This is a genomic window from Stenotrophomonas sp. SAU14A_NAIMI4_8, assembly GCF_003086695.1.
GTDB lineage: Bacteria > Pseudomonadota > Gammaproteobacteria > Xanthomonadales > Xanthomonadaceae > Stenotrophomonas.
This window is the reverse complement of the sequence record NZ_CP025999.1, coordinates 2,366,900-2,392,401: the sequence shown is the minus strand read 5'-3', so window position 1 is coordinate 2,392,401 and position 25,502 is coordinate 2,366,900. Positions and strand designations below refer to the sequence as shown.

Sequence of the window (25,502 nt, the reverse complement as noted above, 5' to 3'; positions counted from 1 at the left end):
GGAGGGCACGGCACCTGCCGCGCCATGATGGCACGGGCGATCAGCGCGGGCGTGACAGGCGCGCGGCCTGGGCCAGCTGCGCGGCCAGTTCGGCATGCAGCTGCGCGTAGTCCACATCGGTGAAGGCTGCGGCCATGGGCGAGTGCGCGGCGGCACGGGCCTCTTCGGCGAGGGCCTCGTCCAGTGAATCGCTGCGCGCGGCCAGGTCGGCCAGCACGATCACCCGGTCCGGCTGCACTTCCACGTAGCCGCCGCTCACGTGGATTTCCACCGTGGCGGTATTGTCGGCGGGAAACAGCCGCACCAGGCCGGCGGACAACGGCGCCATCAATGGCGTGTGGCCGGGCAGGAAGCCGAGGCGGCCGGCGGCGCCGGGCACGCTGGCTTCGCGCACATCGCCGTCCCAGTGCAGGCCATCCAGGCTGATGACCTGCAGGGCGAAGCTGGAACCGGGGGTTGCAACCGCCACGGGGGCGGCTGGAGGCAGAGAAGACATAAGACCGTGGTGCGGTGTGGGGACTTCAGGGTGGCAGCAACGGCGCCTGCGGGCCGTGATCTGGGTCAAATGCGGGGTGGATCGTGTGCGATCATCGGCGCATGGATGGCATTGCCAAGGGAGCTGTAATGAAAGAACGCAGGCAGGGGCCGTTGCAGGCCGCGTGCGCCGTGATGTTGATGATGCTGGCGGCCACGGCGGTGGCACAGACTGCGCCGGCAGAAGGGGCGGCCGCGCCGGTCGAGGGCATCAGCTATGACAAGGCACGGCGCACCGCCGAGGCCTCGCTGCGGCTGCACCCGGCCACCGACAGCACCTACGACTACCGCCCGCTGTGGGCCGGCAATGCCGATCTGGATGGCGATGGCCGCCCGGAGATCGTCTATGTGTACACGGCCGCGCAGACCGGCACGGCGCAGCAGTTGAACTAACTGGTGGTGATGACCGCGCTGGCCGACAACGACCCGCGCGCGCAGGCACCCGCCCCCGGCAAGAGCCTGTACGACGATGAGACCTATGCGCTGATCCGTGCATCGGGGTACGCGGACGATGCGAGCGTGCATGTGCCCGGCGAAGTGGAAAGCGTGACGTTCGACGCGGGGCGGATCGTGGTGGCATTCAGCAGTGCACGGCCCACCCGGCTGTGTGGGGCTGGCAAGGGGCGAATGGCCTGCCCACCTGATGGGCGGCACACCTGGACCTATGCCTGGACCGCAGGGAAGCTGGCCCGCGCCGATTGACGGAATGGGCGGGGCCAACCCGCTTTTGTAGAGTCGAGCTTGCTCGACTGGCGGTGCACGTGCAGTCGAGCAAGCTCGACTCTACCTCGACCTCCCTGGTAGGCGCCAACCTTGGTTGGCGCGCGGTTACCAAAATACCAACCAAGGTTGGCACCTACCAAAATACCAACCAAGGTTGGCACCTACCAAAGTGCCAACCAAGGTTGGCACCTACCAGAGCGGGGCGGTCAGGCCGGGCGCGCTTGTTCCGGCTCGGCCGGTTCCGGCAGCGGCGGGAGGGTCGGGTCGACCGTCACCGGGATGTCGCTCTTCAGCAACGCAGCAGCTTCGCGGTCGCTGCCCACCGCCGGCGGTGAACCGCGCAGCGGCAGGCCGGCGGTTTCCTTCACGAACAGCATGGTGATCAGGCCGATCACCGCTGCGCCCATCAGGTAGTACGCCGGCACCAGCGGGTCGCCGGTGCGTTCCACCAGCCAGGCGGTGACCAGCGGCGTGGTGCCACCAAACAGCGACACCGACACGTTGAACGCAATCGACAGCGCGCTGTAGCGCACCGGGGTATAGAACAGCGCCGGCAGGGTGGACGGCATCGAACTGGTGAAGCACACCAGCGCCAGGCCCAGCAGCATCAGGCCCAGGAAGATCAGCCAGTCATTGCCGCTGCCGACCAGCAGCAGGCACGGCACGGCCAGCACCAGCAGCGCGATGCAGGCACCGATGATCATCGGGCGGCGGCCCAGCTTGTCACTGAACAGCCCGCCGACCACGTTCAACGGCATCATCACCAGCATCACGATGATGATCAGAAGCAGACCCTTGCTCTCGGCGTAGCCCATGGTCACGCTCAGGTAGCTGGGCATGTAGGTCAGCAGCATGTAGTCGGTCACGTTGAAGACCAGCACCAGGCCCATGCACACCAGCAACTGGCGGCCGTGTACCTGGAACAGCGCGCCCAGGCCCGGGCGCTCATGCTCGCGCTTGTCCGCTTCTTCGGCGAAAGCGCGGAACGCCGGGGTCTCCTCCAGCTTCATGCGCATGTACAGACCCAACAGGCCCAGCGGGCCGGCAATCAGGAACGGAATGCGCCAGCCCCAATCCAGCATGTCTTCGCTGCTCAACAGCATGTGCAGTGCGGTCACCGTGCCGGCACCGGCGATGTAACCGCCCAGCGTGCCGAACTCCAGCCAACTGCCCATCAGGCCGCGGTTGCGGTCGGTGGAATATTCGGCAATGAAAGTGGCCGCGCCGCCGTACTCACCACCGGTGGAAAAGCCCTGCACGATGCGCGCCAGCAGCAACAGCACCGGTGCCCAGATGCCAATGCGCTCGTAGGACGGAATCAGACCGATGGCGAAGGTGCCCAGCGCCATCAGGATCATGGTGAAGGCCAATACCTTCTGCCGCCCATAGCGGTCGCCGAGCGGACCGAATACCAGGCCGCCCAGCGGGCGCACCAGGAACGCCACGGTGAACGTGGCAAAGGCCGCAATGACCTGCGCGGTGGGGTTGCTGGAGGGGAAGAAGACCTGGCCGATGGTGACGGCCAGATAGCCGTAGACACCGAAATCGAACCATTCCATCGCGTTGCCCAGTGCAGCGGCGCCCACGGCGCGCTTGAGCATGGGCTTGTCGACAACCGTGATCTCGTCGACGTTCAGATGGCGGCGGCGTTTGAACCAGCCGAAATGGGCATGGGCATCGGAGTTGTCCTGCATGGGGACTCCTTGTTTAGTGAATGCAGTGCGGAATAGACGGTGTGGTGTGTCCCGAAAAACGGAAACGGCGATGCGGGCGCAACTGGCGCAGGGGCATCGGGGCGGGAGGCCAAACGGCCAAGAAAGCGCGCAGCAGCAGGGTCGAGCTCGCTCGACCAAGGCGCGAAACACAGAGAAACGACGCGGCTAAAACCCGCGCAAGCGTAGGATCAGGCCTGCACCATCATCCGCCGGGATCCAGCGCCAGGCGGTGGAATTTCGGGGCGGATGCGGTTGCGGCAGGCGAAGCGCCGGTCGGCAGTGCTTTCCACGTAACGGGAATGCCCATTACGCAGTGGGTCGTGTCGATCATCCGTTCATGATAACGGTTACAACGTGAGCGTGCCGACAATACGGCCGAACCAGACGCTGTGTTCCATCGCGCCTGTTCATGCTGACAACGATTGAACGCTCTGTGCTCGTGCCGCTCACATGCGTTTTTCTACGGTGGAGCTGAAACGTAACCAGAAGGAACATCGCATGACCCGACGCATTCCCGAAGGCACCCTGGTGGTGGTGACCGATGGTGGTTCCGCACGTGTATTCACCAACGTTGGCACCGAGCACCAGATCACCCTGAAGCAGGAAGGTGAGCTGCGCCTGGCCGATATCAGCGAACAGGGCGTGTCCGGACAGGGGCCGTCTGGCGCCGTGCCGAAGGACATGTCGATCTCGCAGTTGAATGAAGCGACCTTTGCCAAGCAGGTGGCCGAGCAGTTGAACGATGATGCGCTGAACAACCGGTTCTCGCATCTGATCCTGGTGGCCGACCCGATCACGCTGGGGCGCATTCGCCCGCTGCTGCACAAGGAAACCCAGGCGCGGTTGCTGGATGACATCGCCAAGAACTTCACCAACGCGCCGCTGGAAGACATCCAGCGCGCCGTTGCGGCCTGAGCCATGCCGTTCATGCGCAGCCATCTTGCTGCCGAACCTGCGCCTGCCGATGTGCAGGCGCAGGCGGGCTGGCTGTTGTTGGAGTTCGGCGCGCCGTGGTGTGGTCACTGCCAGGCCGCGCAACCAGCGTTGCAGGCGTTTGTGGATGCGCACGACCTGGCGCATTGGAAGATCGAGGATGGCAAGGGGCGGCCGCTGGGGCGCGCTTTTGCGGTGAAGCTGTGGCCAACGGTGGTGTTGTTGCGCGATGGCCAGGAGATGGCGCGGGTGGTGCGGCCGGTGGAGAGTGCGGATCTGTCCACGCTGCAGGCAGCGCTGCCGACGTAGAGTCGAGCTTGCTCGACTGCTCTTCCAGCCGAGCATGGCTCGGCTCTACGCAATGGCAAGAGCAAAAGCAGTCGAGCAAGCTCGACTCTACCGCCGCGTGGGGCGCTGACTGGCGGCGCTATAATCCACCCGTGCTGTCGCTCTGCTTGAATTCCAATGAACTCTCCGCTTTCCGCTGAACCGCCGCGGCGCCTTGCCGCGCCCGCACTCTGGGATGACCTGCTCGCCCAGCGCTTCGCAAACGTCCAAGCCGCGTTGCCAGATCTGCTTGCCAGGCAGGACGCTGAAGGTGGCGCGCACGCGCTGGCCGTGCTTGTACCGCCGCCGTTGCAGCCGATCAACGCTCTCTGGCAGGCGCTGACGGTGTGGCAACAGCAATCGCCGCAGGCCGATGAACCGTCGCTGCTGGCTGCGCTGGTCTGGGACCGCATCGCGGTGGATGCGCGCGGCTCGGGCTGGTCGTCTGCGGTGGGCGAGGGCGCATGGTCCACGGTGCAGGCCGCGCAGACCGCGTTGTTCGTGCATGCCGTCGCCCTGGCCGATCGCGGGCCGCTGTGCTGGCCGCTGCTGCACCAGCTGATGCGCAGCGTGGCAGCGCTGGGTGTTCCGGTGTGGATGAGCGACTGGATGCACGATGGTTTTCACCCGGCCGACGGCGCTGGCCCATGGCGCGACATGCAGTCGCTGCTGGATGCGTGGATGGCCGACGCGCCTCGCTTGCCTGCCTTGCCGGCGCAGATGCCCAGCGCGTGGGCAGCCGCCATTCCTCGGCCGCCGGAGTTTGATGCGGACGGCGAGGTTATCGACGATGGAGAGGACGCATCGCGCGAGGTCACACTGGCCTGGTTGCAGATGGGACTTCAGGCCGCAGGGCATGGCCTGCCGCTGCTGGATACCTATGCGCGTCTGCGCACACCTCGATGGGGCGGCAGCCATGAGGAGATCCTTGCCTTGGCCGACGGTCCATTGGCTGAGGGTCTGGATGCATCGCAACGCAACCAGCTGCGGATGATCGCCTGGCTGGATGCCATTGACGTGGACAGCATCGACACCGACGATCGCGGCGCCGTGCAGCAGGCCTTTGCCCGGGGCATGGCGCTGTTGGCGCAGCCGCAGTCGGCGCTGGAGCGTACCGGCATCCATCTGCAGTTGGCCGAACTGGCCGCGCGGGTGGACAACACAGAGGTGGCGGCAGCGCACTACGCTGCGGCAGCCGACCCCAGTGTTCCGCGTGGGTTTGACGATCATCAGTTGATGCGCATGCTGCACTCGGCCGCCGCGACCGGCATGGGCGACTGGCTGGCGCCGGTGGTGGCCCGGCAGTGGCGCACGTCCGCGTGGGCAGCGGTGTTGCACGGCGTGCTGCTGGACACCGGCTGGTGCGGAGCTCTGCGTGATACGGCGCAGGCCGAGGCCGCGTACCGGCAGGCGGGCGTGCTGATGGCTGTGCCTGAGCCGGGCGCGGACTGCCCGTTCAACGACGTGTATTACACCTTCGACGATGCCGAGCAGCACGGCGCGCTGCTGCATATGGCGCAGGTAGGCGCGGAGCTGGGCTTCCCGGAAATGCAGGCAGCGCTGGGGTACCACTATTTTGAGCATGCGCCGGCGTACGACCCGGCGCTGGCCATTCAGTGGTACAGCCGTGCTGCCGCGCAGGACAGTGGGCGCGCGCTTTACAACCTCAGCCTGATCTACGACCGGGGTCTGGAGGAGGGCGGCATTGCCGGCATCGACGTTGGCGCGCTGGTGCACCTGTCCAACGCCTGCGAGTTGCGCTGCCTGGAACTGGCGGCGACGGAGGCGGGGTGGGGTGAGCGCATGCAGCGCCGCGTGCGCAGCTGCGTGGCCGGGGTGGGCTATTACCTGCGCACGCAGGTGCCTGCCGAAGGCCGCCTGCCGCGTCTGCTGGAGACGCTGGGTTTCTGGGCAGACCACGATTGGACACGGGCGGCCTGGATGCTGGCGCAGTACTACGCCTCACGTAGCGATAGTGAGTTTGATCGCGCGGTAGTGTGGGTCGAGCGCGCGTGCGCGCAGCAGCCGGAAGACGATGACGTGCTGGCGCTGCGGGCTGACCTGCAGCGCGGCCTGTTTGGCAGCCGACGCTACCGACAGGCACTGGAGCGCGTAAGCGACGGGGTTCTGTAGAGTCGAGCTTGCTCGACTGTTCTTGCCTTTGCGTAGAGTCGAGCTTGCTCGACTGCATTTGCTCTTCAGCCGAGCATGGCTCGGCTCTACAGATAGCGGCAGTCGAGCAAGCTCGACTCTACCGGAGCAGTCGAGCAAGCTCGACTCTACGGGGCGGGGTGCACGTGTATGTTGAGCTGCTCCGGCCAGTCGCGGTACAGGGCGACCTGGCCTTCGCGGCGCACGGCGGCCACGGATTTCGCATCAATCTGCCCGATCACCCAGAGGCTCTGTTCGGTGAACACCGCTTCGCTTTCGCACAGCACGCCATTGGCCGGCATGCCCCGGTCCGCCGGTACGTACAGCGCGGCGCGGCCGAAGTTAACGTCTACCGAGGGGCTCCACGGTGCCCGGCCGGCGGTGGCCGATACCAGTACCGGCATCTGGTTTTCCAGCGCTCGCGCCTGCGAACCGATGCGCACGCGGTGGTAACCGGCTTCGGTGTCGGTGCAACTGGGTGCCAGCAGCAGGTCCACGCCGGCTTCGGCCAACCGCCGCGCCAGCATCGGGAATTCGGTGTCGTAGCAGATCAGGATGGCCAAGGTGCCGAGGGGCGTTTCGAACACACGCAGCCCCTCGCGACCACCGGCGATATTCCATTCCTCGCGCTCGAAGCGGGTCATGATCTGCTTGTCCTGGTGGCCCAGCAGACCGTCCGGGCCGCACAGGAAGGCGCGGTTGCGATAGCACCCATCATCGTCCAGTACGGGTGCCGAGCCGGGGCAGAACCAGATCTGGTGGCGCCGCGCGATCTGTTCGCACAGTGCCTGCCAGCGCGGCAGCAGTGCCTGCATGCCGGCGATCGATGCGGCCAGATCGCTGCGCTGCGCGGCGGGCAGCTGACCGGTCAGAGTCATGGCCGCGTACTCGGGCAGCAGCACCAGCTGCGCGCCGGCGGCGGCAGCTTCGGCCACGTGTGCATCCAGATGGGCGGCGTAGTCGTCCCACTGTTCAATCAGCTCGATGGCGTACTGGCTGGCGGCGAAGCGGATCATGCGCGCAGCTCCTTCAGCCAGAACGACATCGGCTTGGCGCTTGGGTGGTCTTCGCCCGCGTCGCGCCAGCGGAAGGTGGTGTGCAGTTCCGGGTGGTGCACATAGCCGCGCTTGTGCCAGAACGTGTCCAGCGGAACGTAGTCGCGCGGGCGGGCGGGGTGGTCCAATGGGCGCTGCACGGCGCTGAAGCAGCAGATGTCGAAACCGCCGGCCTGGCGCGCATGCGCTTCGCGTGCTTCGAAGAAACGCACGCCCAGTCCCTGGCCGCGGTAGGCCGGCAGCAGCACCGATTCGCCGAAGTAGAAGATGCGCTGCGGGTCCCATGGGCCGCTGAGGAAGGGCGCCTGGAATTCTGCGGTTTCTTCGCACAGGGGCAGGGCAGTGGACGCGCCCACCACGGTGTCGCCGTCCTGGGCCAGCACGATGATGCTGCCGGGGGCGGCGGCGTAGGTGGCCACGTAGTCGCGCTCGTAGCCCAGGTCGCCTTCGTACAGGTAGGGGAAGTCGCGGAAGACGCCGATGCGCAGGCGCGCCAGGTCGTCCAGATACGGGGCGGCGGCGGCCCCCTGCAGCGTGGTGATGCGCACGATCGCTCAAGCCCATGGATACTGGGGGTGAGTATAGGCTATGCTCCGCAGCCCGCCCACCCTCAGGACACCCCCATGAGCGCCACCGACGTCATCCATGCTTACTATGCCGCCTTCAACAGCGGGGATATCGAGGCCTTCGTGGCCCAGGTGACCGACGATGTGGTGCACGACATCAACCAGGGTGGCCGCGAGGTGGGCAAGGACGCGTTCCGTGCGTTCTGCCGGAAGATGGCCCGCTCCTACCGTGAGCAGTTGACCGATATCGTGGTGTTCGGCAATGCCGACGGTACCCGCGGGGCGGCCGAGTTCACCGTGAACGGCCAGTACCTGGCCACCGACGAAGGCCTGCCCGAAGCCACCGGCCAGGCCCACGTGCTGCCGGCCGGCGCCTTCTTCGAGATTCGTGATGGCAAGGTGGCGCGCATCACCAACTACTACAACCTGCCGCACTGGATCGCGGCGGTAGGCGGCTGAGGACGGATCCGGTTGCCCAGCGGTTCAATGCAGGGTGACCTTCAGGTACTGCTGGCGCAGCTCGTTCAGCAGCCGGCGGCCATGCTGGCTGAGCGCCATCATCGCCACGCTGATCTTCTGCACGTTGTAGCCCGGCCGCGTGTGCGCGGTGGGGTCGGCCGGTTCGTTGTCGCTGATCATCAAGGCCATGCCCTCGGCCGAACTGAGGGCGTGGTCGATACGGGACAGCAGGGATTCCACTTCCGGGGTCAGGACAGGCGGTTGCGGTGACATGTGATGGCTCCTGGCAGGACAGGCCACCGGTAAGGTGGCGGGCGATGCGGGGTTGGAACTTCGGCTGAGCTACACGAAAGGCCGAGGGCCATAAGGCCGCCGCGCACCGCCCGCCGTAGTTACGGCAGGCAGCTCGTGTAGTTCATTTCGGGGTTCCACACCCGGCAGCGGTGTATCCGCTGCGGGGGCATCGTGCGCAGGTTCTGATGGGCATTGCCATGGGTTTGCGTGGTGTTGCCTGGATGAAGCGCAGGCGGTCAAGCGTGGTTGAGACGCAGCGGGGTGGAAGCGTCACAATAAGGCACATGTAGGCCGGCCCGTGCGGTGCGTTGCGTGGAGGCTGAGACGGCTTTCGTTCCCCAAGCAGTAATTCCCACGCCAGAAGCGACGCCGCCGACCACGCTTTTGTAGAGTCGAGCTTGCTCGACTGCTTCAAAACCAGCCGAGCATGGCTCGGCTCTACCACGGGGTGCCGCGCAGCCGGGCATGGCCCGGTTGCCCGCGAAAAGCCATTCGAGCAAGCTCGACTCTACGGGCCAACGGTTGTCGAACAAGGCTCCATGTGGTCTGAGACGTTGTGGAGCCGGGATTCGCCCGGCTCCACCAGCACGCCGCTTTACCAGCTATAACTCACACCCACCTGCGCACTCGTCTGGTGGAAGCCGCTCGCCTTCTGCAGCGACAGCCCACCCCACGCGCCCACGCCGTTGGCAAACTTCAACGACGCGCCGGCACTGAACTCGCCGCGATTGCGCGGAATGCGCGCATCCACCACCTCATCATCCATGCGGATCTGCGATTCGCTGCGGGTATGCAGCCAGTTGGCGGCCACATAGGGCTGCACATCCACCGCACCATTGCCCCAGCGGGTCACGCCAGACAGACGCACGCCCGCACGCCCGAACAGGCCATCGGCGTTTTCGGCACCGACCACCGTGCCGTTGGTTTCGGTATGGCGATAATCATCCCAGCGGCTGTAGCCGACCTGCAGTTGCGGTTCCAGGTAAATGCCGCCGTTGCTCGCGCCGCCCACGCGGAAGGCGTAGCCGCCTTCCACCGCACCCTGCCAGGCACGGCTGTCGTAGCGCTCATCGGCCAGGCCGATGCCTTCCACGCGGTTGCGGAACTGGGCACGCTGCACCGAGCCATCCACGTAGAAGCCGACATACGGATCGCCGCCGTTGCCGCCGCGCCACGTGCCGTACACGCCCAGCGCTTCGCCCTTCACCTTGCCGCGGGCGTAATAGCCGGTCAGTTCATTGGTGGAGGTGCTGCTGGCATTGCCTGTGGACAGCATCACGCCAACGCTGCTGCCCGAATCGTGACGCCACAGGTCGGCGCCGACGGTCAACGCTTGGCTGTTGCCACGGATGTCGAGCTGGCGGCTGATCGCATCGAAGCCGCTGCGCGAGCCATCCACGCGCGCCCAGGCACGGCCGGCATTCTGGCCGTCATGACGGTCGTGGTAGCCGATGCGGAACATGCTCTGCGCGGCCTGCAGGTTGGCCAGGTAGGCGCCGGGTTCGGGGCGCAGTACCGGATCCGGATCCGGGCCCGGCAGCACCGGGTTGCACTCGGGCAGCGTCGGGTCGGTATCGCAGGGGTCCGGCTGGGTCGGCAGCTGCGAGCGCAGGTACCAGTTGCCATCGGCGCCAGTGCCCTTGAACAGGAAGTACTCGTACTGACCGCCCACCGCACGACCTGCCAGATTGAACTGGCCGTTGGAGGCGCCGCCGACCGAGATCAGCTCGATGCCCTGGCTGGTCTGCGCGCCGGCACCACCGACGTTGTTTACGCGCACATTGGCGGTGCCGCTGGTGTCGCCGCCGATGACCAGCTTGTCCGAAGCCGAGCTATCGCCGGCCAGCACCGTGTTGAACACGATCGTTCCGTCAGCGCCGGTGAAGTTACCGGCCACGGTGACGGTGTTGAAGGCGGAGCCGTTGCCCAGCGAAACGGTGCCGTTGCCAAGGTCGAGCGTGCCAACCGAGGAGTTGCCAGTCACGTTCCAGGTAGCAGAATCCAATGCGAGGCTGGTGACATTGGTCATCGCACCGGTGATGCTGGCGTTGTTGGAGAGATTGACGTCCAGCGTGCTTCCAGCCGTGTTGACGATGTTTCCGGTAAGACGCGAGTCATCGACATCCAGGCCGACCGTGGCATCGGGCGCCTCAACGAACAGCAGGTTGCCGTCTCCACCGACGAGCTCGCCATTGTTCTGGACCGTGAAGTTCACGCTGGTCCTCGGCTCCGTCGGTGCACGCGAGGGCGCAACGTGGATGGCCGCAGCGGAGCGGCCCTCCACCCGTGCATTGTCGATGATGACGTTGGATGCACCATCGACATCGGTATCAATCGCAAAGATGCCGTTCTGTGCGCCTATGACGTTGCTGCCGTTCTGAATGGAGACATCGGCGGTCCCGATCAACAGCAGCCCGTTACCGCCAAGAGCAGGAGCTGCGCTGATGTTGGACAGCGCCTCGACGCGCGTTGCGTCCAGCACGAGAGTCGCTCTTTGACCGGCTTGGGTAGTGGTCACGCTGGCGCCCACCCCCAATCCCACCAGATCACTCCGGCGAACGGTGGCTGTTGCGGCAGGCCTGCCCCCGCCACCCACGTTGTCGTCGGACAGGGTAAGAGCTCGTCCGAGCGTGCTGCTGATGGTTGAATCGCTGATGTCGGCGGTGCTGTTATTGAGAACAACAGCACCTCTGGTGAGGCTTCCGGTCGTCGTTGCGCCTGCAAGTACCAACGTGGATGCAGATCCGGCAAAGATATCCTGGGTCTGCCCGCCCGGATTGACCGTCAACCTGGCGGTGCGCAGAAACCACGACTCGCTCACGTCGCCTGGCTCTACGGTATCGGACTGGCCAGGATCGAGCGTCCCGGCATATGCGGGGGCCCACAGGGAGAGAGAACTGGCCACAGCCAGCGCGAGGGAACGACGAACAGCGATTTTCATGACGGAACTCCTGTTGATTCAAAACTTCAGGAAGACACCCGTACGCACTGCGTCAGCGCGCATCACACGCTAAAAGGCTGTGAAGCCACTGTGATCCGGGTGTTCTTGCCTGCCGGGTGGCGCAGCGGAGATCGCGTCCCGTCCCGGCAGGTGTCCGTCCAGGCCACCGTCGGCTCCGCTGCGCCGTTAAGGCACCTGTGCAGTTTTGGGGGAGGGGCTGGATCGATCCATACAAAAAGTTGCAGTCGAATCCGGAAAGGTCCTGTCGCGTATTGAACGGTTCAGCCGCAGCGCAACATGCCACCGGCGTGGGGCGGTGCTACTCTCTGACCACCACCTGAATCGATCCAAATGCCGATGCCCATGCTGGACCGTCGTCTCCTGATCGCTGTCGCCGCCACGGCGATGTTCGCTTCCGGCCTGGCCAGTGCGGCCCCGGCCCGAACCGCCGCCGACAAGGCCTATGCCTCGGTGGACCCGTTCATCGGCACCGGCGGGGAAGGCCACACCTACCCGGGCGCCACGCTGCCGTTCGGCATGGTCCAGCTCAGCCCGGACACGCGCATCCAGCCGCGCGAGAAGGCCTATGGCTGGGCCGCGGGCTACCGCTACGACGACAGCAGCATCGTCGGCTTCTCGCACACGCATTTTTCCGGCACCGGCCATTCCGATCTGGGCGACATCCTGGTGATGCCGTTCACCGGCACTCCGGGCCTGGAGCGCGGCGACCCGGAGAAGCCGCGCAGTGGCTATGCCTCGCGCTTCCGCCATGACGAGGAAAAGGCCGAGCCGGGCTACTACGCGGTTACCCTGGACGACTACAAGGTGCGCGCCGAGCTGACCACCACCGCGCGCGTGGGCGTGCACCGTTACGCCTTCCCCAAGGGCGCCGATGCCAAGGTGCTGCTGGACATGCGCACCAGCATGTACGACTACCCGGGCAAGGTGCTGTGGTCGCGGGTGCGTGTGCGTGCCGATGGCACCATCACCGGCTTCCGTGAAACCCGCGGCTGGGCGCCGGGCCGCCAGCTGTACTTCGCCATGCGCTTCTCGCGCCCGTTGGCCGCCCACGAACTGCACAACACCGAGCAGGACATCGCCTACAAGGGCTTCCCGCCGCCGGGCCACCAGGACCCGAAGCAGCGCGCACAGATTGAAGGCCGGCAGCTGGTCGGCACCTTCGACTTCGGCAAGCTGGACGCGCCGCTGGTGGTGAAGGTGGCGATTTCGCCGGTGAGCGAGGCCGGTGCGATGGCCAACCTGGATGCCGAAGTGGCCGACTTCGATTTCGACCGCGTGCGTGCGCAGGCCAAGCAGGAGTGGACGCAGGCGCTGTCGGTGCTGGATATCGACGCGCCCGAGCATGCGCGCCGCAGCGCCTACACCGCGCTGTACCACACGCTGCTGGGGCCGACGCTGTTCATGGATGCCGATGGCCAGTACCGCGGCCCGGATAACGCCGTACACAAGGCCGAGGGCTACACGAACTATTCCACGTTCTCGCTGTGGGATACCTACCGGGCACTGCACCCGCTGCTGACCCTGGTGCAGCCGGAAAAGCGCAACAGCGATTTCATCAACTCGATGCTGGCCCATCATGAGCACAGCCCCTACGGCATGCTGCCGGTGTGGTCGTTCCACGGGCTGGAGGACTGGTGCATGATCGGCTACCACGCCGTACCGGTGATCGCCGATGCCTACGTGAAGGGCATTCGTGGCTTCGATGCCGACAAGGCGTTGAAGGCGATGGTGGAGACCGCCAACTACGGCCCCTATGACGGCATCGCGCAGTACCGCGAGCTGGGTTACGTGCCGATTGATGAAGAAGGCGAAGCGGCCAGCAAGACGCTGGAATATGCGTTCGACGACTGGACCATCGCGCGCATGGCCCAGGCGATGGGCAAGACTGAAGTGGCGGCGACCTTCGACAAGCGCGCCGGCAACTGGCGCAACGCCTTCGACAAGGACACCGGCTTCATGCGCGCACGCAAGCGCGATGGCAGCTTCCGTACCCCGTTCGACCCCAGCGCCAGCGGTTACGGCACCGACTACACCGAAGGCAACGCCTGGCAGTATTCGTGGTACGTGCCGCAGGACGTGGCCGGCCTGGCCGCTGCGCACGGTGGCAGCGACAAGCTGCTGGCGCGGTTGGACGAGGTGTTCAACGCCAAGGTCGATCCGGCGATCTTCGAGCACATGGAAGACATCACCGGGCTGATCGGCTGGTACGCGCATGGCAACGAGCCCAGCCACCATGTGGCCTACCTGTATTCGTATGCCGGGCAGCCGTGGCGCACGCAGGCGCGCTTGAAGCAGATCATGGACACCCAGTATGCCGACCGCCCCGATGGCCTGGCCGGCAATGATGACGTGGGCCAGATGTCGGCGTGGTACGTGTTCACCGCGCTGGGCTTCTACCCGGTGGCGCCGGGCTCGGGCGAGTACATCCTGGGCCGGCCGTTCCTGCCGAAGACTGCGATGCGCCTGCCCAATGGCAAGACGTTCACCATCGTGGCCGACGGGCTGGATGACAAGCACACCTATGTGGGCGGTGTGATGTTGAACGGCAAGCCGCTGCAGCGCACGTTCCTGCGCCACGACGAGATTCTGGCCGGAGGCGAGCTGCGGTTCACCATGCAGGCCGAGCCGAACAAGGACTGGCCGGGGCAGGGCGCGCAGGCGCCGTATTCGATGAGCCGGTAACCGCGGCGAAAGGGCGGAAACTGCTTCGGTAGGTGCCCACCCTGGTGGGCACAAGGAATCCGCTCTGGTAGGTGCCCACCTTGGTGGGCACAAGCGTGCCGACCAAGGTCGGCACCTACCAAGGCAGAGGCGCGCCGACCAAGGTCGGCACCTACCGGGCAGAGGCGTGCCCACCAAGGTGGGCACCTACCAAGGCAGAGGCGTGCCGCCCCATCCGTTGGTCGGGTTACTGGGCGGCCATTACGGTCTGCGGTTCCAGGAACGCTTCCAGGCCCCACTGGCCGCTTTCGCGGCCAATGCCCGATTGCTTCATGCCGCCAAACGGGGCCAGCGATTCGTGCAGCAGGGTATTCACCAGCACGCGGCCGGACTGGATCTGCCGGCCTACGGCGGTGGCGCGCGGGGTGTCAGCGCCGATCACCAGGGCACTCAGGCCATAGGGGCTGTCGTTGGCAATCGCTACGGCATCGGCCTCGTCGCGGTAGCCGATGATGCACAGCACGGGCCCGAAGATTTCCTCGCGGGCCACGGTCATATCGTTCCGCACATCGGTGAACAGCGTGGGGCGTACTAACCAGCCGCGCTGCAGGCCGTCGGGGCGGCCTTCGCCACCGGCCAGCAGCCGCGCGCCTTCGCCCAGGCCGGTGCGGATGTAGCCCTGCACGCGCTCCCACTGCCGTTGGCTGACCATCGGCCCGACCTGGGTGGCGGGATCCTGCGGGTCACCGCTGCGCACGGCCTTCACCGCACGCGCCAGGGCGTCCTCGAATTCGGCACGGCGGGATTCCGGCACCAGGATGCGGGTGCCGGCCACGCAGGCCTGGCCGCTGTTGATGAAGCCGGCCTGCACCGCCAAGGCGGCGGCGCTGTCCGCGTCGGCGTCGTCGAGGATGATCGTGGGCGACTTGCCGCCCAGTTCCAGAGTGACCCGCTTGAAGCTGTCCGCGGCCGCGCGCAGGATCGCGCGGCCGGTGCCGGTGGAGCCGGTGAAGGAGATCTTGGCCACCTGCGGCGAGGCACTGAGCGCGGCACCGACATCGTGCCCGGCGCCGTTGACGATGTTGGCCACGCCCGGCGGCAACTGCGCGGCGTGCAGTGCCTGCATCACCACCTGGGTCTGCAGGCCCGACAGTTCGCTGGGCTTGACCACGGCCGTGCAACCGGCGGCCAGCGCGGTGACCAGCTTGGCGCAGATGAAGGCGGCGTTGCTGTTCCAGGGTGTGATGATGCCGGCCACACCCACCGGCAGGTAGTGCACCTGGGCCTGGCCGACACTGCGCTGGAACGGGAAGTCGGACAGGACCTTCATGGCGTCGTCGATCACCTGCACCGGGTGCTCCACCATCCAGCGCGAGCGCGCCGAAGGTGCGCCGTACTCGGCCAGCACGGCAGCATGCAGGTCATCGCGGCGGGCGGCCATGGCATCGCGGAAACGACCCAGCTGGGCCAGTCGTTCTTCCACGCTACGCGCGGCCTGGGCCGGCAGTGCGGCGTGGGCCGCGGCGATGGCGCGCTCTGCGTCTACCGCGTCGCCCAGCCGCACCTGGCCGATCACCGCTTCGGTGGCGGGGTTGTGCAGGTCGGCCAGCTGCTGGCCGTGCGAGGCGACGAAGGCGCCGTTGATGTAGTGCTGCTCGATGCGCTGCATGGCGAGGAATCCGTTGGGAAGGTGCGGCCAGTCTGTGCCCGCTCGACCGTGCTGGGAATCCGGTTTATGGTGGATGGGGAGTCCCGATTTCCGGGACTATGTGAGTGCGACCGTGCATCGATCCGGACTGGTGGAGCTGGAGGCCGTACTGGCCGTGGCCCGGCGTGGCAGCTTCCGCGCGGCGGCGCGCGAGCTGGGCATGTCCACCTCGGCGCTCAGCCATGCGGTGGCCAGCCTGGAAGCGCGGCTGCAGGCACGTCTGTTCCACCGCACCACGCGCAGCGTGGCGCTGACCGAGGCCGGCGCGCGTTATGTGGCGCAGGTGGGGCCGGCGGTGGAGGCGATCCGCGGCGCAGGCGACGCGCTTCACGAGGATGAGCGTGACCCCGGCGGCACCTTGCGCATCAACGTGCCGCCGGAAAGCACGCGCATGCTGTGTGGGCTGGTGGCCGAGTTCGTGCAGCGCTACCCGCGCGTGCGGCTGGAGATGGCCGCCGAGGCGCGGCTGGTGGATATCGTGGCCGATGGTTTCGATGCCGGCGTGCGCCTGCACGAGCAGGTGCCGCAGGACATGGTGGCGGTGCCGCTGTACCGCCAGCAGCGCATGCGCGTGGTGGCCGCGCCGGGCTATCTGGCCGCGCACGGCACGCCGGACACGCCGGACGCGCTGGCCACGCACGCGGCGATCCGCATGCGCCTGTCGCACGGTGGGCTGTACCGCTGGGAGCTGGAGCATCGTGGCCAGGTGCTGCAGGTGGACCCGCCGGCGCGGCTGGTGGTGGCCGAACTGCAGGCGGCGCGCGCGGCCGCGCTGGCCGGCGTGGGCCTGGCATTCCTGTCCGAATGGCACATCCGTGACGACCTGGACAGCGGCGCGCTGGTGCCGGTGCTGGACGCGTGGTGCCCGCCGTTCCCGGGCTTGTACCTGTACTTCCCCGGGCACCGGCACGTGCCACCGGCGCTGAAGGCGTTCACCGATCTGCAGCGCGAACGCGATGCCGCGGGGCTGGCGCCGGACGCGCTGCGCGCGGTTCCGTAGCCAGCTCCTGTTGTCGGAGGCGGATCAGCGCTGGCGCAGATTGCGCTCGGCGGCATCGGCATACGCGCTGCAGGTCAACGCCTTGGCGGCCGCATCGCTGCCGGCGCGGTAGTTCCAGTTACTGGCACCCGGGTGCGGGGTCAGCAGCAGATCGCAGGGCAGGCTGCGCACGGTGGCGAAGCTGCGCTGGAAGTCCTGCGGCAGGTGCGGGTAGCGCGGGTTGTCCTTCACCGTATAGCCCGGTGCGCTCAGGCTGTCCACATAGGCGATGCGCAGCGGTGCGCCGTCGCGGGTATCGGTCCAGGTCCAGGCGGTGCTGCCAGGGGTGTGACCGGGCACGAAATGCGCGGTGAAGCGGATGCCGCCGAATTCGACGACCTCGCCATCCATCACGATGCGGTCGGCCTGCACCGGCGGGAAGGTGATGGCATCGCCGAAGTGCAGGTCGTTGCTGCCGCCGCGTGCCAGCAATACGGCGGTTTCGGCGTTGGCCAGCACCTGCGCGCCGGTGCGGCGCTTCAGTTCGGCCACCGGGCCGGCGTGGTCGGCATGGGCATGGCTGAGCAGGATAAGCCGCAGATCGTGCGGTGCCACGCCGCGCAGTTTCATGTTGGCCAGCAGATGATCGGCCATCTGGGGCATGCCGCCATCGAGCAGCACCGCGCCTTCGGGCGTCTGCACCAGCAGCGCGGTGAGTTCGGCAGTGCCGATCTGCCAGGTGTGGTCGGCAATCTGCAGCGGCGCGATGGGCTGCAGCCAGGCGCTGTCGACGGTGTAGGCCTTCAGTTGCGGCAGCGGCGCGGGCTCGGCGCTGGTGGCGGCGAAGGGCAGGGTGGAGAGCAGGATCAGGGCGAATGTGCGCATGGCGGTGGGTTGTGTGATGGCAGTGGGGACGCTATCACGCGGGCCGCGCGGGCCGTTTCGCGTATTTTTCATGGCAGCCATAAGGGCGGCGCACATGACCGGTAGAGTCGAGCTTGCTCGACTGCTCCGTGCAACACGACCCCGCGCGGCAATGCGGCATTGCGCGAACGGCAGTCGAGCAAGCTCGACTCTACGGACAAGCAGCACGGCGCGTTGGACATGCTTGGTTGCCCATGACCGGTAGAGTCGAGCTTGCTCGACTGCTCTGTGCAGCATTACGCGAACGGCACAAGCTCGACTCTACGGATAAGCAGCACGGCGCGTTGGGCATGCCTGATTGCCCATGACCGGTAGAGTCGAGCTTGCTCGACTGCTCTGTGCGGCATTGCGCGAACGGCAGTCGAGCACGCTCGACTCTACGGATCATGAGCGGTCGATCACGCGCGGCGGTTTGCGATATGCGCGGCGGCCAGCAGCATGCCACCGCATGCGGTCAGCAGGCCATGCCACAGCAGCGATTCCTTCAGCGGCAGATACAGCGCCGAAGGCATCAGCAACAACGCGCCCGCAAACGCCAAGCCCTGCGGCAGGCGCCGATGATGCCGGCGCCGCCCCAACGTGGTGCTGGCCATCGCCAACACCGTGGCCAAGAGCGCGAACACCCATTCCCAGCGCGACATGACCAGCAAGGCGGTCATCAGGCTGTGCGCAGGGTGCTGGAAAGAGCGCAGCGCCATCAGTGCCGCAGGCACGAAGGCCAGCAGCAGCGGCAAGGTGATGCAGTGCGCGGCGCAGGCCATGGCCAGCCAGGCAGCACCGAAATCGAAGCGGGCATGCCAGCGTGCCGATGCTGGCGGTTGGGGGGCGTGGCTTGCGGGAAGCGTGGTGATGTGGTCCATAATGTTACATAGTAACAAATAGGATCGATCATGAAGTACACCTTTGCCTTCCTGCTGCTGAGTGCCTTGCCAACGGCGCACGCACATGACCACCGACAGCTGGGCGCGCACGTGCACGGCCAGGCCAATGTTGATCTGGCCGTGGACAACGGCGCCCTGGAGCTGACCCTGGCCGCGCCGGGCATGGGCGTGCTGGATTACGAACGTCCGCCGACGAACGAAGCCGAGCGCGCGGCGCTGCAGCGCGCCCTGACGGTGCTGCGTGAGGGGCGTTGGTTGACCCTGCCCAGCGCCGCGCAGTGCACACGCATCCGCGCCGATGCACAGGCCGAGGGCTTCCAGCCACAGACCGCCAACACCGCCAACACCGGCAGCACCACGCACGCCCATGCGGGCTTTACTGCATCGCTGGCGTACCGCTGCGCCAACCCGGCGGCGCTGCGGGTGGTGCTGGTCACGCTGCCCACCGTGTTCCCGGGTCTGCGCGAGGTCATCGTCAACACGGCCACGGCCGCCGGCCAGGGGCGCAGTATCGTGACGCCGGACAATCTGCGGGTGGTGCTGGCGCCATGACCGGCACGCCCATCATCGCTCTGGACGCGGTGCGCTTCGGTTACGGCGCGCACGCGGTGCTGGATATACCCCAGCTGCACATTGCCGCCGGCAGCAGCGTGTTGCTGCGCGGGGCCAGCGGCTCGGGCAAGAGCACGCTGCTGGGCCTGTTGTCCGGGGTGCTACGGGTGCAGCAGGGCAGCGTGCAGGTGGCCGGGCACGCGCTGCGCGCACTGGGTGGAGCGGCCCGCGATCGTTTCCGTGCCGACCAGCTGGGCGTGGTTTTCCAGCAGTTCAACCTGTTGCCGTTCCTGAGCGTGCACGACAACGTGGCGCTGGGCGTGCGCTTTTCGAGGGCACGCAGCGCCCGCGTGCAGGGCGGCCTGACCGCTGAGATCGCGCGGCTGTTGCAGGCGCTGCAGCTGGACCCGGCAGTGATGCAGCGGCGCGCCGGAACACTCAGCGTGGGCCAGCAGCAACGTGTGGCCGCGGCACGTGCGCTGATCGGTCGGCCCGCCGTGCTGCTGGCCGATGAGCCGACCTCGGCGCTGGACCGCGAGGCAGCGAATGCCTTCCTGCGGCTGATGACCGCGCAATGCCAGGCGGCCGGAACCACGGCGGTGGTGGTCAGCCACGATGACAGCCTGCCGGCGCTGTTCGACCAGGTGCTGGACCTTAAGGCGATCAACCACGCGGGGGTGGCCCATGCTTGAACTGGCCTGGGCCAGCCTGCGCAGTCGTGCGCTGGGCGCGGGCCTGACGATGCTGGTCATTGCCCTGAGCGTGACCCTGCTGCTGGGCGTGGAGCGGGTACGCACGCAGGCGCATGAAGGTTTCGCCAGCACGGTGTCGGGCACCGACCTGATCGTGGGCGCACGCTCGGGGCCGGTGAACCTGCTGCTGTATTCGGTATTCCACATGGGCGATGCGACCAACAACGTGTCCTGGCAGTCCTACCAGGAGCTGGCCGCGTTGCCGCAGGTGAAGTGGGCGGTGCCGCTGTCGCTGGGCGATTCGTGGCGTGGCTACCGGGTGATCGGCACCACGGCCGGCTACTTCGACCACTACCGCTATGGCGCCGGCCATGCCCTGCAGCTTGCCGATGGCCGGGTCTTCGATGATCTGTACGACGCCGTGCTGGGCGCCGATGTGGCGCGCGCACAGCGGGTGGGGGTGGGCGATACGCTGGTGGTGGCCCACGGTACCGCTGCGGTGACCCTGACCACGCATGCCGACAAGCCTTTCCGGGTCAGCGGCGTGCTGCAGCGTACCGGCACGCCGGTGGATTCGTCGGTGCTGGTGTCACTGCCGGCGATCGAAGCGATCCATCTGGATTGGCGCTCGGGCGTGCCGATGCGCAGCCAGCAGATCAGTGCCGAGGCGGCGCGCCACAGCGACCTGACCCCGACCAGCATCACCGCGTTCATGCTGGGCCTGCATTCGCGGGTGGCGACGTTTGCGGTGCAGCGGCGCATCAACGAGTACCCCGATGAGGCATTGATGGCGATTCTTCCGGGGGTGACGCTGCAGCAGCTGTGGCAGAGCCTGGGCGGTGCCGAGCAGGCGCTGCGGCTGATCAGCGCGATGGTGGTGCTGCTGGGGCTGGTGTCGCTGGTGGCGATGCTGGTCAGCACGCTGCAGGAGCGCCGCCGCGAGATGGCGGTGCTGCGCGCCTGCGGTGCGCGCCCGGTCGCGGTGGCCGGACGGCTGGTGCTGGAAGCGGTGGCCAGCAGCACGGTGGCCGTCGTGCTGGCGCTGGGCGTCTTGGCGGCCGTCAGCCTGGCTGGACGCGAGTGGGCATTGGCCCACTACGGGCTTTCGATCACGCATGTGTGGCCGGATCTGCGCGAACTAGCCTGGGTGGCGGCGGTGGTGGCGCTGAGTGCAGTGGCCGGGCTGGTGCCGGCGCTGCTGGCTTATCGGCGCACGCTGGCCGATGGCCTGGCGCCGGCGCTATGAACATGCGCCACGTGTTTGCGTTGTCGTTGCTGCTGTTGGCGGCCTGCCAGCGTCCGGTGGATACCGGCGTGACGGCGCTACCGCAGGATGCGCCTGCCGCTGCGGCGGCGGTCGAACAGGAACTGGATTGGCTGCAGATGCTGCCGCCCGACGAGCTGGCAGCGCTGGAGCGCGGCGACGGGCCGCAGGTGCAGCACAGCGGTAACCGGCGCATGGCGCAGTTCGGTACGTTCCGCACGGTCGACGCGGTGCTGCAGCGACCGGTGCGGTTGCCGGGCTACGTGGTACCGCTGGGCACCGCGGCGGACGGGCGCTTGAGTGAGTTCCTGTTCGTGCCGTATTACGGCGCGTGCATCCACGTGCCACCACCGCCGCCGAACCAGATCGTGCATGTGCGGCTGCCGGAACCCATCGCGATGCCGGACATGTATGCGCCGTATTTTCTTGCAGGGCATCTGCAGGCCGAGCGGGTGGACGACGATCTGGGTGGGTCGGCCTACAGCATGCGCGAACCGAGGTTGAGGCCTTATGAACCCTAGATGCTTGCTGATCGCGATGCTGGGTCTGCTGGGAGCCTGCGGGCGCGAACCGGCCGTGGCGCCCAGTGCTGCCGCGGCGCCGAGCAGTCCTCCCGAGGCTGCGGTGATCGCGCAATGGGACAGCTTGATGCCGGACCAGGATGTCTTCCAGCGCCCCCCGCCGCAGATCGGTGTTGCACGCGGCAATGGGATGCAGGGCATTGGCGGGCTGATCGATGACAGCGGTGCCGGCAGTGCGCCGGGAACGGTGATCGACCATTCCAGCCCGGTGCGCGCCAAGCAGTTTGGTTCGTCGGCGGTGGTGGAGGCGGTGGACGGTAGACCGGTGCGCCTGCAGGGCTATCTGGTGCCGCTGGGCGGCGACGATGCCGGGCGGGTGAGCGAGGGATTGTTCGTACCGTTCTACGGCGCGTGCATCCATGTGCCACCGCCACCGCCTAACCAGGTGATTCATGTGCGCCTGGCGCAGCCGATGGCGCCCGGGGCGTTGTGGGATGCGTATCGGTTGACCGGCACGCTGCGGGTGCAGCGGTTCGATGCGGATATCGCCAGTGCGTCGTATGAGGTGGGGGATGGGGAGCTGGTGGTGGTGGCGCCGTGAGGTGGGGTGTGTGGTGACCTGTTGAGGGCCGAGATGATGTGGATCGAGGTGCGATGATCTTTGGGGCGTCGCGATGGTGGGGATTGGGGTGCGGCGACCGTTCGGGCGACGCGATGATGGGAAAACGCGGTGCCGCGACCTTTCGGGCGTTGCGATGATGGGAAACGGGGCGTCGTGACGTGTCGGGCGCGGCGATGATCGGAAACGAGGTGTCGTGACGTGTCGGGCGGCGATGATCGGAAACGAGGCGTCGTAGAGTCGAGCTTGCTCGACTGCTTTTGGCAGGAGCAGTCGAGCAAGCTCGACTCTACGAAGGGCGCGAAGCAGTCGAGCAAGCTCGACTCTACGAAGGGCGCGAAGCAGTCGAGCAAGCTCGACTCTACGAAGAGCGCGGAGCAGTCGAGCAAGCTCGACTCTACGAAGAGCGCGGAGCAGTCGAGCAAGCTCGACTCTACGGGGCCCAGGGGTGGGTTGGGTTCATCTAACTATACCGGACGTCCTGTATAGTTATGGCCGTCAATTCTCCTTGCGGGCGTGTTCCATGGCGGTTTCCCAGTCTCTGGCCGGTGCCCCGGCCCTGTCGCGTGCCCGGCGCTGGGCGCTGCTGTTCACCGTGGCCGCAGGCCTGTTGCTGGTCACCCTGGACAATTCGGTGCTGTACACCGCGCTGCCCACCCTGAGCGAGGCGCTGGCGGCCACGCCGGCGCAGGCGCTGTGGATCATCAATGCCTATCCGCTGGTGATGGCGGGCCTGCTGCTGGGCGCCGGTACGCTGGGCGACCGCATCGGCCACCGCCGCATGTTCCTGATCGGGCTGGTGGTATTCGGGCTGGCCTCGATCGTGGCCGCCTATGCGGGCAGCGCCGCACAGTTGATCGCCGCGCGGGCGCTGCTGGCGGTGGGCGCGGCGGCGATGATGCCGGCCACCCTGGCGCTGATCGGGCTCAGCTTCCACGACCCGCGCGAGCGCACGATGGCCATTGCGATCTGGGGCTCGGTGTCGCTGGTGGGTGCGGCGCTGGGGCCGATCATCGGTGGCTGGCTTCTGCAGCATTTCTGGTGGGGTTCGGTGTTCCTGGTGAACGTGCCGGTGGTCGTGGTCGCTTTCGTGGCCACGCTTGTGCTGGCGCCTGAGGGCCAGCGCGATCACTCGCGCCCGTGGGATCTGTGGTCGTCGCTGCTGGCGCTGGCCGCGCTGTCGGGCCTGGTGTTGGCGATCAAGTCGTGGATTGCCGCGCCGCCGGCCTATGCCGTGGGCGCCGCGGCGCTGCTGCTGGCCGCGGTAGCCGGCTACGCGTTCGTGCGCAGACAGCGTCGACTGCCGTACCCCTTGCTGGATTTCAGCGTGTTCCAGAACCCGGCGTTCCTGGCCGGCACCTTGTCGGCGGTTTTCACGCTGTTTGCGCTGGCCGGCCTGCAGCTGGTCACCACCCAGCGCTTCCAGCTGGTGGCCGGCTTCAGCCCGTTGCATGCGGGGCTGCTGGTGTCGGTGGCCGCGCTCGGCAGCCTGCCCAGTGCCCTGCTGGGCGGCAGCCTGGTGCATCGGCTGGGCCTGCGGCCGCTGATCGCAGGTGGTCTGGGCATTGGTGCGGTGGGTGTGGCGGTGGTCGCGTTCGGCTTCCCGCTGGGGCTGGGCTGGGTGATCGCCGGTATGGCCATCACCGGTTTCGGCATGGGTGCGGCAATCTCGGTGGCGTCGGCGGCGATCCTCAACAACGTGCCGGCCCACCGTGCCGGCATGGCATCGTCGGTGGAAGAGGTGTCCTACGAGTTCGGCGGCCTGCTGGCGGTGGCCCTGCTGGGCAGCCTGAGCGCGGCCCTGTACGGCGCGTTCCTGCCGGCGAGGGGGCTGCCCGATGCTGCTCGGGAGGGCTTCGTGCAGGCTGTGCATGTGGCCCGACAGAGCGGGCCGGAGGCCTGGTTCGCGCAGGCCACGGCGGCCTACGACCGCAGCTACCGCATCGTGCTGTGGGTGGTGGCCGTGGTGCTGGCGGTCGGCGCGATCATCACCGGCCGACTGCTGCGTGGCCGCGCCGGCAGCCGCGAGGCCGCGGCTGATCGCGTAAAGTAGCGCGAATGAGAACCAGCAAGCGCCAACGCATCCTCGACGCGGCCGTGGCCGTCATCAATCGCGAGGGCGTGCGCGCGGTCACCTTCGAATCGGTGGCTGCCGAAGCGCAGTTGACCCGCGGCGGGTTGCTGTACCACTTTCCATCGCGCGAGGCGCTGCTGCGTGGGATCGACGAGCATCTGGTGCAGCAGTGGGAAGCGTCGATGGAGGTGCTGCTGGGCAAGCGCGCCGAAGAAGCCAGTGCGCTGGAGCGTTACCAGACGTTCGTGCGCGTTTCAGCGCAGAGTGCTACGCGGGCCGAGCTGTTGTTCATGCTGGAATCGATGGACCCGGAGGCCGGTGAACGCCCGTGGGCGCCGGTGATGGAGCGCTGGGCGCCGGCGCCACCGGCCGCCGGCAGCGACGATCCTGCGGCGCTGGACAATTTCGTGGCGCGGCTGGCTGCCGATGGGCTGTGGATCTATGAAGCCATGTATGAAGGCAAGCTGGAGCCGGCGCTGCGCGCGCAGGTGGCCGAGCGCATTGCTGGGTTGTTGGCGAAGCCGTAGCGTCGAGCTTGCTCGACGAATTTTCGCGTGGGGTAGTCGAGCAAGCTCGACTCTACCTCCCGATCAGCCTGGGAAGGACTAGCTGCACGCTACAGCGTCGCTGGCATGCCAGTCACAAGCGCCAAGCAAGCAGATCGCTGGCGGACGGCTGCATTACGTCGCTACAAGTGCGCGGTCTACGGCAACGCGCCGCGATCGCTCCTGGTGTGGGCGGCGGGGCTGGTGGTGCTCGGCTTCGTTCTGCCATAGACGCCTCTGCTGGCCGCAGGGCCGCCAGTCCGGTGGTGGCGGATCGAACTCAGCCGTGTCCTATGGGGAGGGAGGTCAAAGCACCGATAACCTCGTGAACCCACCACCGGCCCTCCACGAGCGCGCCGCCCC

24 protein-coding genes are annotated in these 25,502 nt (G+C 67.1%); 15 read left to right on the top strand and 9 right to left on the bottom strand.

The window, feature by feature from the left end:
• Positions 1 to 40 precede the first annotated feature (40 nt).
• Complete coding sequence (gene atpC, locus C1930_RS11030) at positions 41 to 469, bottom strand: ATP synthase F1 subunit epsilon (RefSeq protein ID WP_234412643.1); 429 nt, start codon at positions 467 to 469, stop codon at positions 41 to 43.
• Between the two features lie 155 nt (positions 470 to 624).
• On the opposite strand from atpC, the gene C1930_RS11025 reads away from it, so the two are divergent.
• Positions 625 to 927, top strand: coding sequence for a hypothetical protein (locus tag C1930_RS11025; RefSeq protein WP_159093599.1), 303 nt, complete (start codon positions 625 to 627; stop codon positions 925 to 927).
• 9 nt (positions 928 to 936) lie between these two features.
• Complete coding sequence (locus tag C1930_RS11020; RefSeq protein ID WP_159093598.1) at positions 937 to 1,236, top strand: hypothetical protein; 300 nt, start codon at positions 937 to 939, stop codon at positions 1,234 to 1,236.
• A gap of 227 nt (positions 1,237 to 1,463) precedes the next feature.
• Here C1930_RS11020 and proP read toward each other — a convergent pair whose 3' ends face one another.
• Positions 1,464 to 2,951 (bottom strand): glycine betaine/L-proline transporter ProP, encoded by a 1,488-nt coding sequence (proP, locus tag C1930_RS11015; RefSeq protein ID WP_108771745.1) that lies wholly within the window; start codon positions 2,949 to 2,951, stop codon positions 1,464 to 1,466.
• Between the two features lie 519 nt (positions 2,952 to 3,470).
• On the opposite strand from proP, the gene C1930_RS11010 reads away from it, so the two are divergent.
• The 3 genes from C1930_RS11010 to C1930_RS11000 all read left to right on the top strand — a co-directional run bounded on the left by C1930_RS11010 (position 3,471) and on the right by C1930_RS11000 (position 6,365).
• Positions 3,471 to 3,887 (top strand): host attachment family protein, encoded by a 417-nt coding sequence (locus C1930_RS11010; RefSeq protein WP_108757735.1) that lies wholly within the window; start codon positions 3,471 to 3,473, stop codon positions 3,885 to 3,887.
• Between the two features lie 3 nt (positions 3,888 to 3,890).
• On the top strand, positions 3,891 to 4,214 hold the full coding sequence (locus tag C1930_RS11005; RefSeq protein WP_108771744.1) for a thioredoxin family protein: 324 nt from the start codon (positions 3,891 to 3,893) through the stop codon (positions 4,212 to 4,214).
• Positions 4,215 to 4,370: 156 nt separating this feature from the next.
• Complete coding sequence (locus C1930_RS11000; protein ID WP_108771743.1) at positions 4,371 to 6,365, top strand: DUF4034 domain-containing protein; 1,995 nt, start codon at positions 4,371 to 4,373, stop codon at positions 6,363 to 6,365.
• Between the two features lie 146 nt (positions 6,366 to 6,511).
• Here the strand turns inward: C1930_RS11000 and C1930_RS10995 are convergent, their stop codons facing one another.
• A complete protein-coding gene (locus tag C1930_RS10995) occupies positions 6,512 to 7,399 on the bottom strand; it encodes a carbon-nitrogen hydrolase family protein (RefSeq protein ID WP_108771742.1) in 888 nt (295 codons plus the stop codon).
• Positions 7,396 to 7,986: a GNAT family N-acetyltransferase gene (locus C1930_RS10990; protein ID WP_108771741.1), complete on the bottom strand. Its 591-nt coding sequence runs from the start codon at positions 7,984 to 7,986 to the stop codon at positions 7,396 to 7,398. The genes C1930_RS10995 and C1930_RS10990 overlap by 4 nt, the downstream gene beginning before the upstream one ends.
• 75 nt (positions 7,987 to 8,061) lie before the next feature.
• On the opposite strand from C1930_RS10990, the gene C1930_RS10985 reads away from it, so the two are divergent.
• The gene (locus C1930_RS10985) at positions 8,062 to 8,463 is read left to right on the top strand and encodes a ketosteroid isomerase-related protein (RefSeq protein WP_108771740.1); all 402 of its coding nucleotides are present in this window, start codon (positions 8,062 to 8,064) and stop codon (positions 8,461 to 8,463) included.
• A 24-nt stretch (positions 8,464 to 8,487) separates the two neighbouring features.
• Here C1930_RS10985 and C1930_RS10980 read toward each other — a convergent pair whose 3' ends face one another.
• Both C1930_RS10980 and C1930_RS10975 read right to left on the bottom strand, forming a co-directional pair.
• On the bottom strand, positions 8,488 to 8,736 hold the full coding sequence (locus tag C1930_RS10980) for a hypothetical protein (RefSeq protein WP_108753237.1): 249 nt from the start codon (positions 8,734 to 8,736) through the stop codon (positions 8,488 to 8,490).
• Positions 8,737 to 9,352: 616 nt separating this feature from the next.
• Positions 9,353 to 11,698, bottom strand: a complete 2,346-nt coding sequence (locus C1930_RS10975) for an autotransporter outer membrane beta-barrel domain-containing protein (RefSeq protein WP_108771739.1) — start codon at positions 11,696 to 11,698, stop codon at positions 9,353 to 9,355.
• 351 nt (positions 11,699 to 12,049) lie between these two features.
• On the opposite strand from C1930_RS10975, the gene C1930_RS10970 reads away from it, so the two are divergent.
• A complete protein-coding gene (locus C1930_RS10970; protein ID WP_108771738.1) occupies positions 12,050 to 14,401 on the top strand; it encodes a GH92 family glycosyl hydrolase in 2,352 nt (783 codons plus the stop codon).
• A gap of 226 nt (positions 14,402 to 14,627) precedes the next feature.
• Here C1930_RS10970 and C1930_RS10965 read toward each other — a convergent pair whose 3' ends face one another.
• Complete coding sequence (locus C1930_RS10965) at positions 14,628 to 16,049, bottom strand: aldehyde dehydrogenase family protein (protein WP_108771737.1); 1,422 nt, start codon at positions 16,047 to 16,049, stop codon at positions 14,628 to 14,630.
• Positions 16,050 to 16,161: 112 nt separating this feature from the next.
• Here C1930_RS10965 and C1930_RS10960 point away from each other — a divergent pair, with 112 nt between their 5' ends.
• Positions 16,162 to 17,088 (top strand): LysR family transcriptional regulator, encoded by a 927-nt coding sequence (locus C1930_RS10960; protein WP_108772588.1) that lies wholly within the window; start codon positions 16,162 to 16,164, stop codon positions 17,086 to 17,088.
• A 24-nt stretch (positions 17,089 to 17,112) separates the two neighbouring features.
• Here the strand turns inward: C1930_RS10960 and bla are convergent, their stop codons facing one another.
• On the bottom strand, positions 17,113 to 17,952 hold the full coding sequence (bla, locus tag C1930_RS10955; protein WP_108771736.1) for a subclass B3 metallo-beta-lactamase: 840 nt from the start codon (positions 17,950 to 17,952) through the stop codon (positions 17,113 to 17,115).
• Positions 17,953 to 18,389: 437 nt separating this feature from the next.
• The gene (locus C1930_RS10950; protein ID WP_108756323.1) at positions 18,390 to 18,851 is read right to left on the bottom strand and encodes a MerC family mercury resistance protein; all 462 of its coding nucleotides are present in this window, start codon (positions 18,849 to 18,851) and stop codon (positions 18,390 to 18,392) included.
• 30 nt (positions 18,852 to 18,881) lie between these two features.
• Between C1930_RS10950 and C1930_RS10945 the strand changes: the two genes are divergently transcribed.
• From C1930_RS10945 to C1930_RS10910, 7 genes are all read left to right on the top strand, one after another.
• The gene (locus C1930_RS10945; RefSeq protein ID WP_108771735.1) at positions 18,882 to 19,424 is read left to right on the top strand and encodes a DUF2796 domain-containing protein; all 543 of its coding nucleotides are present in this window, start codon (positions 18,882 to 18,884) and stop codon (positions 19,422 to 19,424) included.
• Positions 19,421 to 20,116: an ATP-binding cassette domain-containing protein gene (locus C1930_RS10940; RefSeq protein ID WP_108771734.1), complete on the top strand. Its 696-nt coding sequence runs from the start codon at positions 19,421 to 19,423 to the stop codon at positions 20,114 to 20,116. Before C1930_RS10945 ends, C1930_RS10940 begins: the two co-directional genes overlap by 4 nt.
• A complete protein-coding gene (locus C1930_RS10935; protein ID WP_108771733.1) occupies positions 20,109 to 21,362 on the top strand; it encodes an ABC transporter permease in 1,254 nt (417 codons plus the stop codon). The genes C1930_RS10940 and C1930_RS10935 overlap by 8 nt, the downstream gene beginning before the upstream one ends.
• A gap of 2 nt (positions 21,363 to 21,364) precedes the next feature.
• On the top strand, positions 21,365 to 21,901 hold the full coding sequence (locus tag C1930_RS10930; protein WP_108772587.1) for a DUF3299 domain-containing protein: 537 nt from the start codon (positions 21,365 to 21,367) through the stop codon (positions 21,899 to 21,901).
• Positions 21,891 to 22,502 carry a DUF3299 domain-containing protein gene (locus C1930_RS10925; protein ID WP_108771732.1) on the top strand — a complete coding sequence of 204 codons (612 nt, stop codon included), beginning with the start codon at positions 21,891 to 21,893 and terminating at the stop codon, positions 22,500 to 22,502. The genes C1930_RS10930 and C1930_RS10925 overlap by 11 nt, the downstream gene beginning before the upstream one ends.
• Before the next feature lie 541 nt (positions 22,503 to 23,043).
• Positions 23,044 to 24,573: an MFS transporter gene (locus tag C1930_RS10915; RefSeq protein WP_108771730.1), complete on the top strand. Its 1,530-nt coding sequence runs from the start codon at positions 23,044 to 23,046 to the stop codon at positions 24,571 to 24,573.
• Positions 24,574 to 24,578: 5 nt separating this feature from the next.
• Complete coding sequence (locus C1930_RS10910) at positions 24,579 to 25,121, top strand: TetR family transcriptional regulator (RefSeq protein WP_108771729.1); 543 nt, start codon at positions 24,579 to 24,581, stop codon at positions 25,119 to 25,121.
• Positions 25,122 to 25,502: the final 381 nt, after the last annotated feature.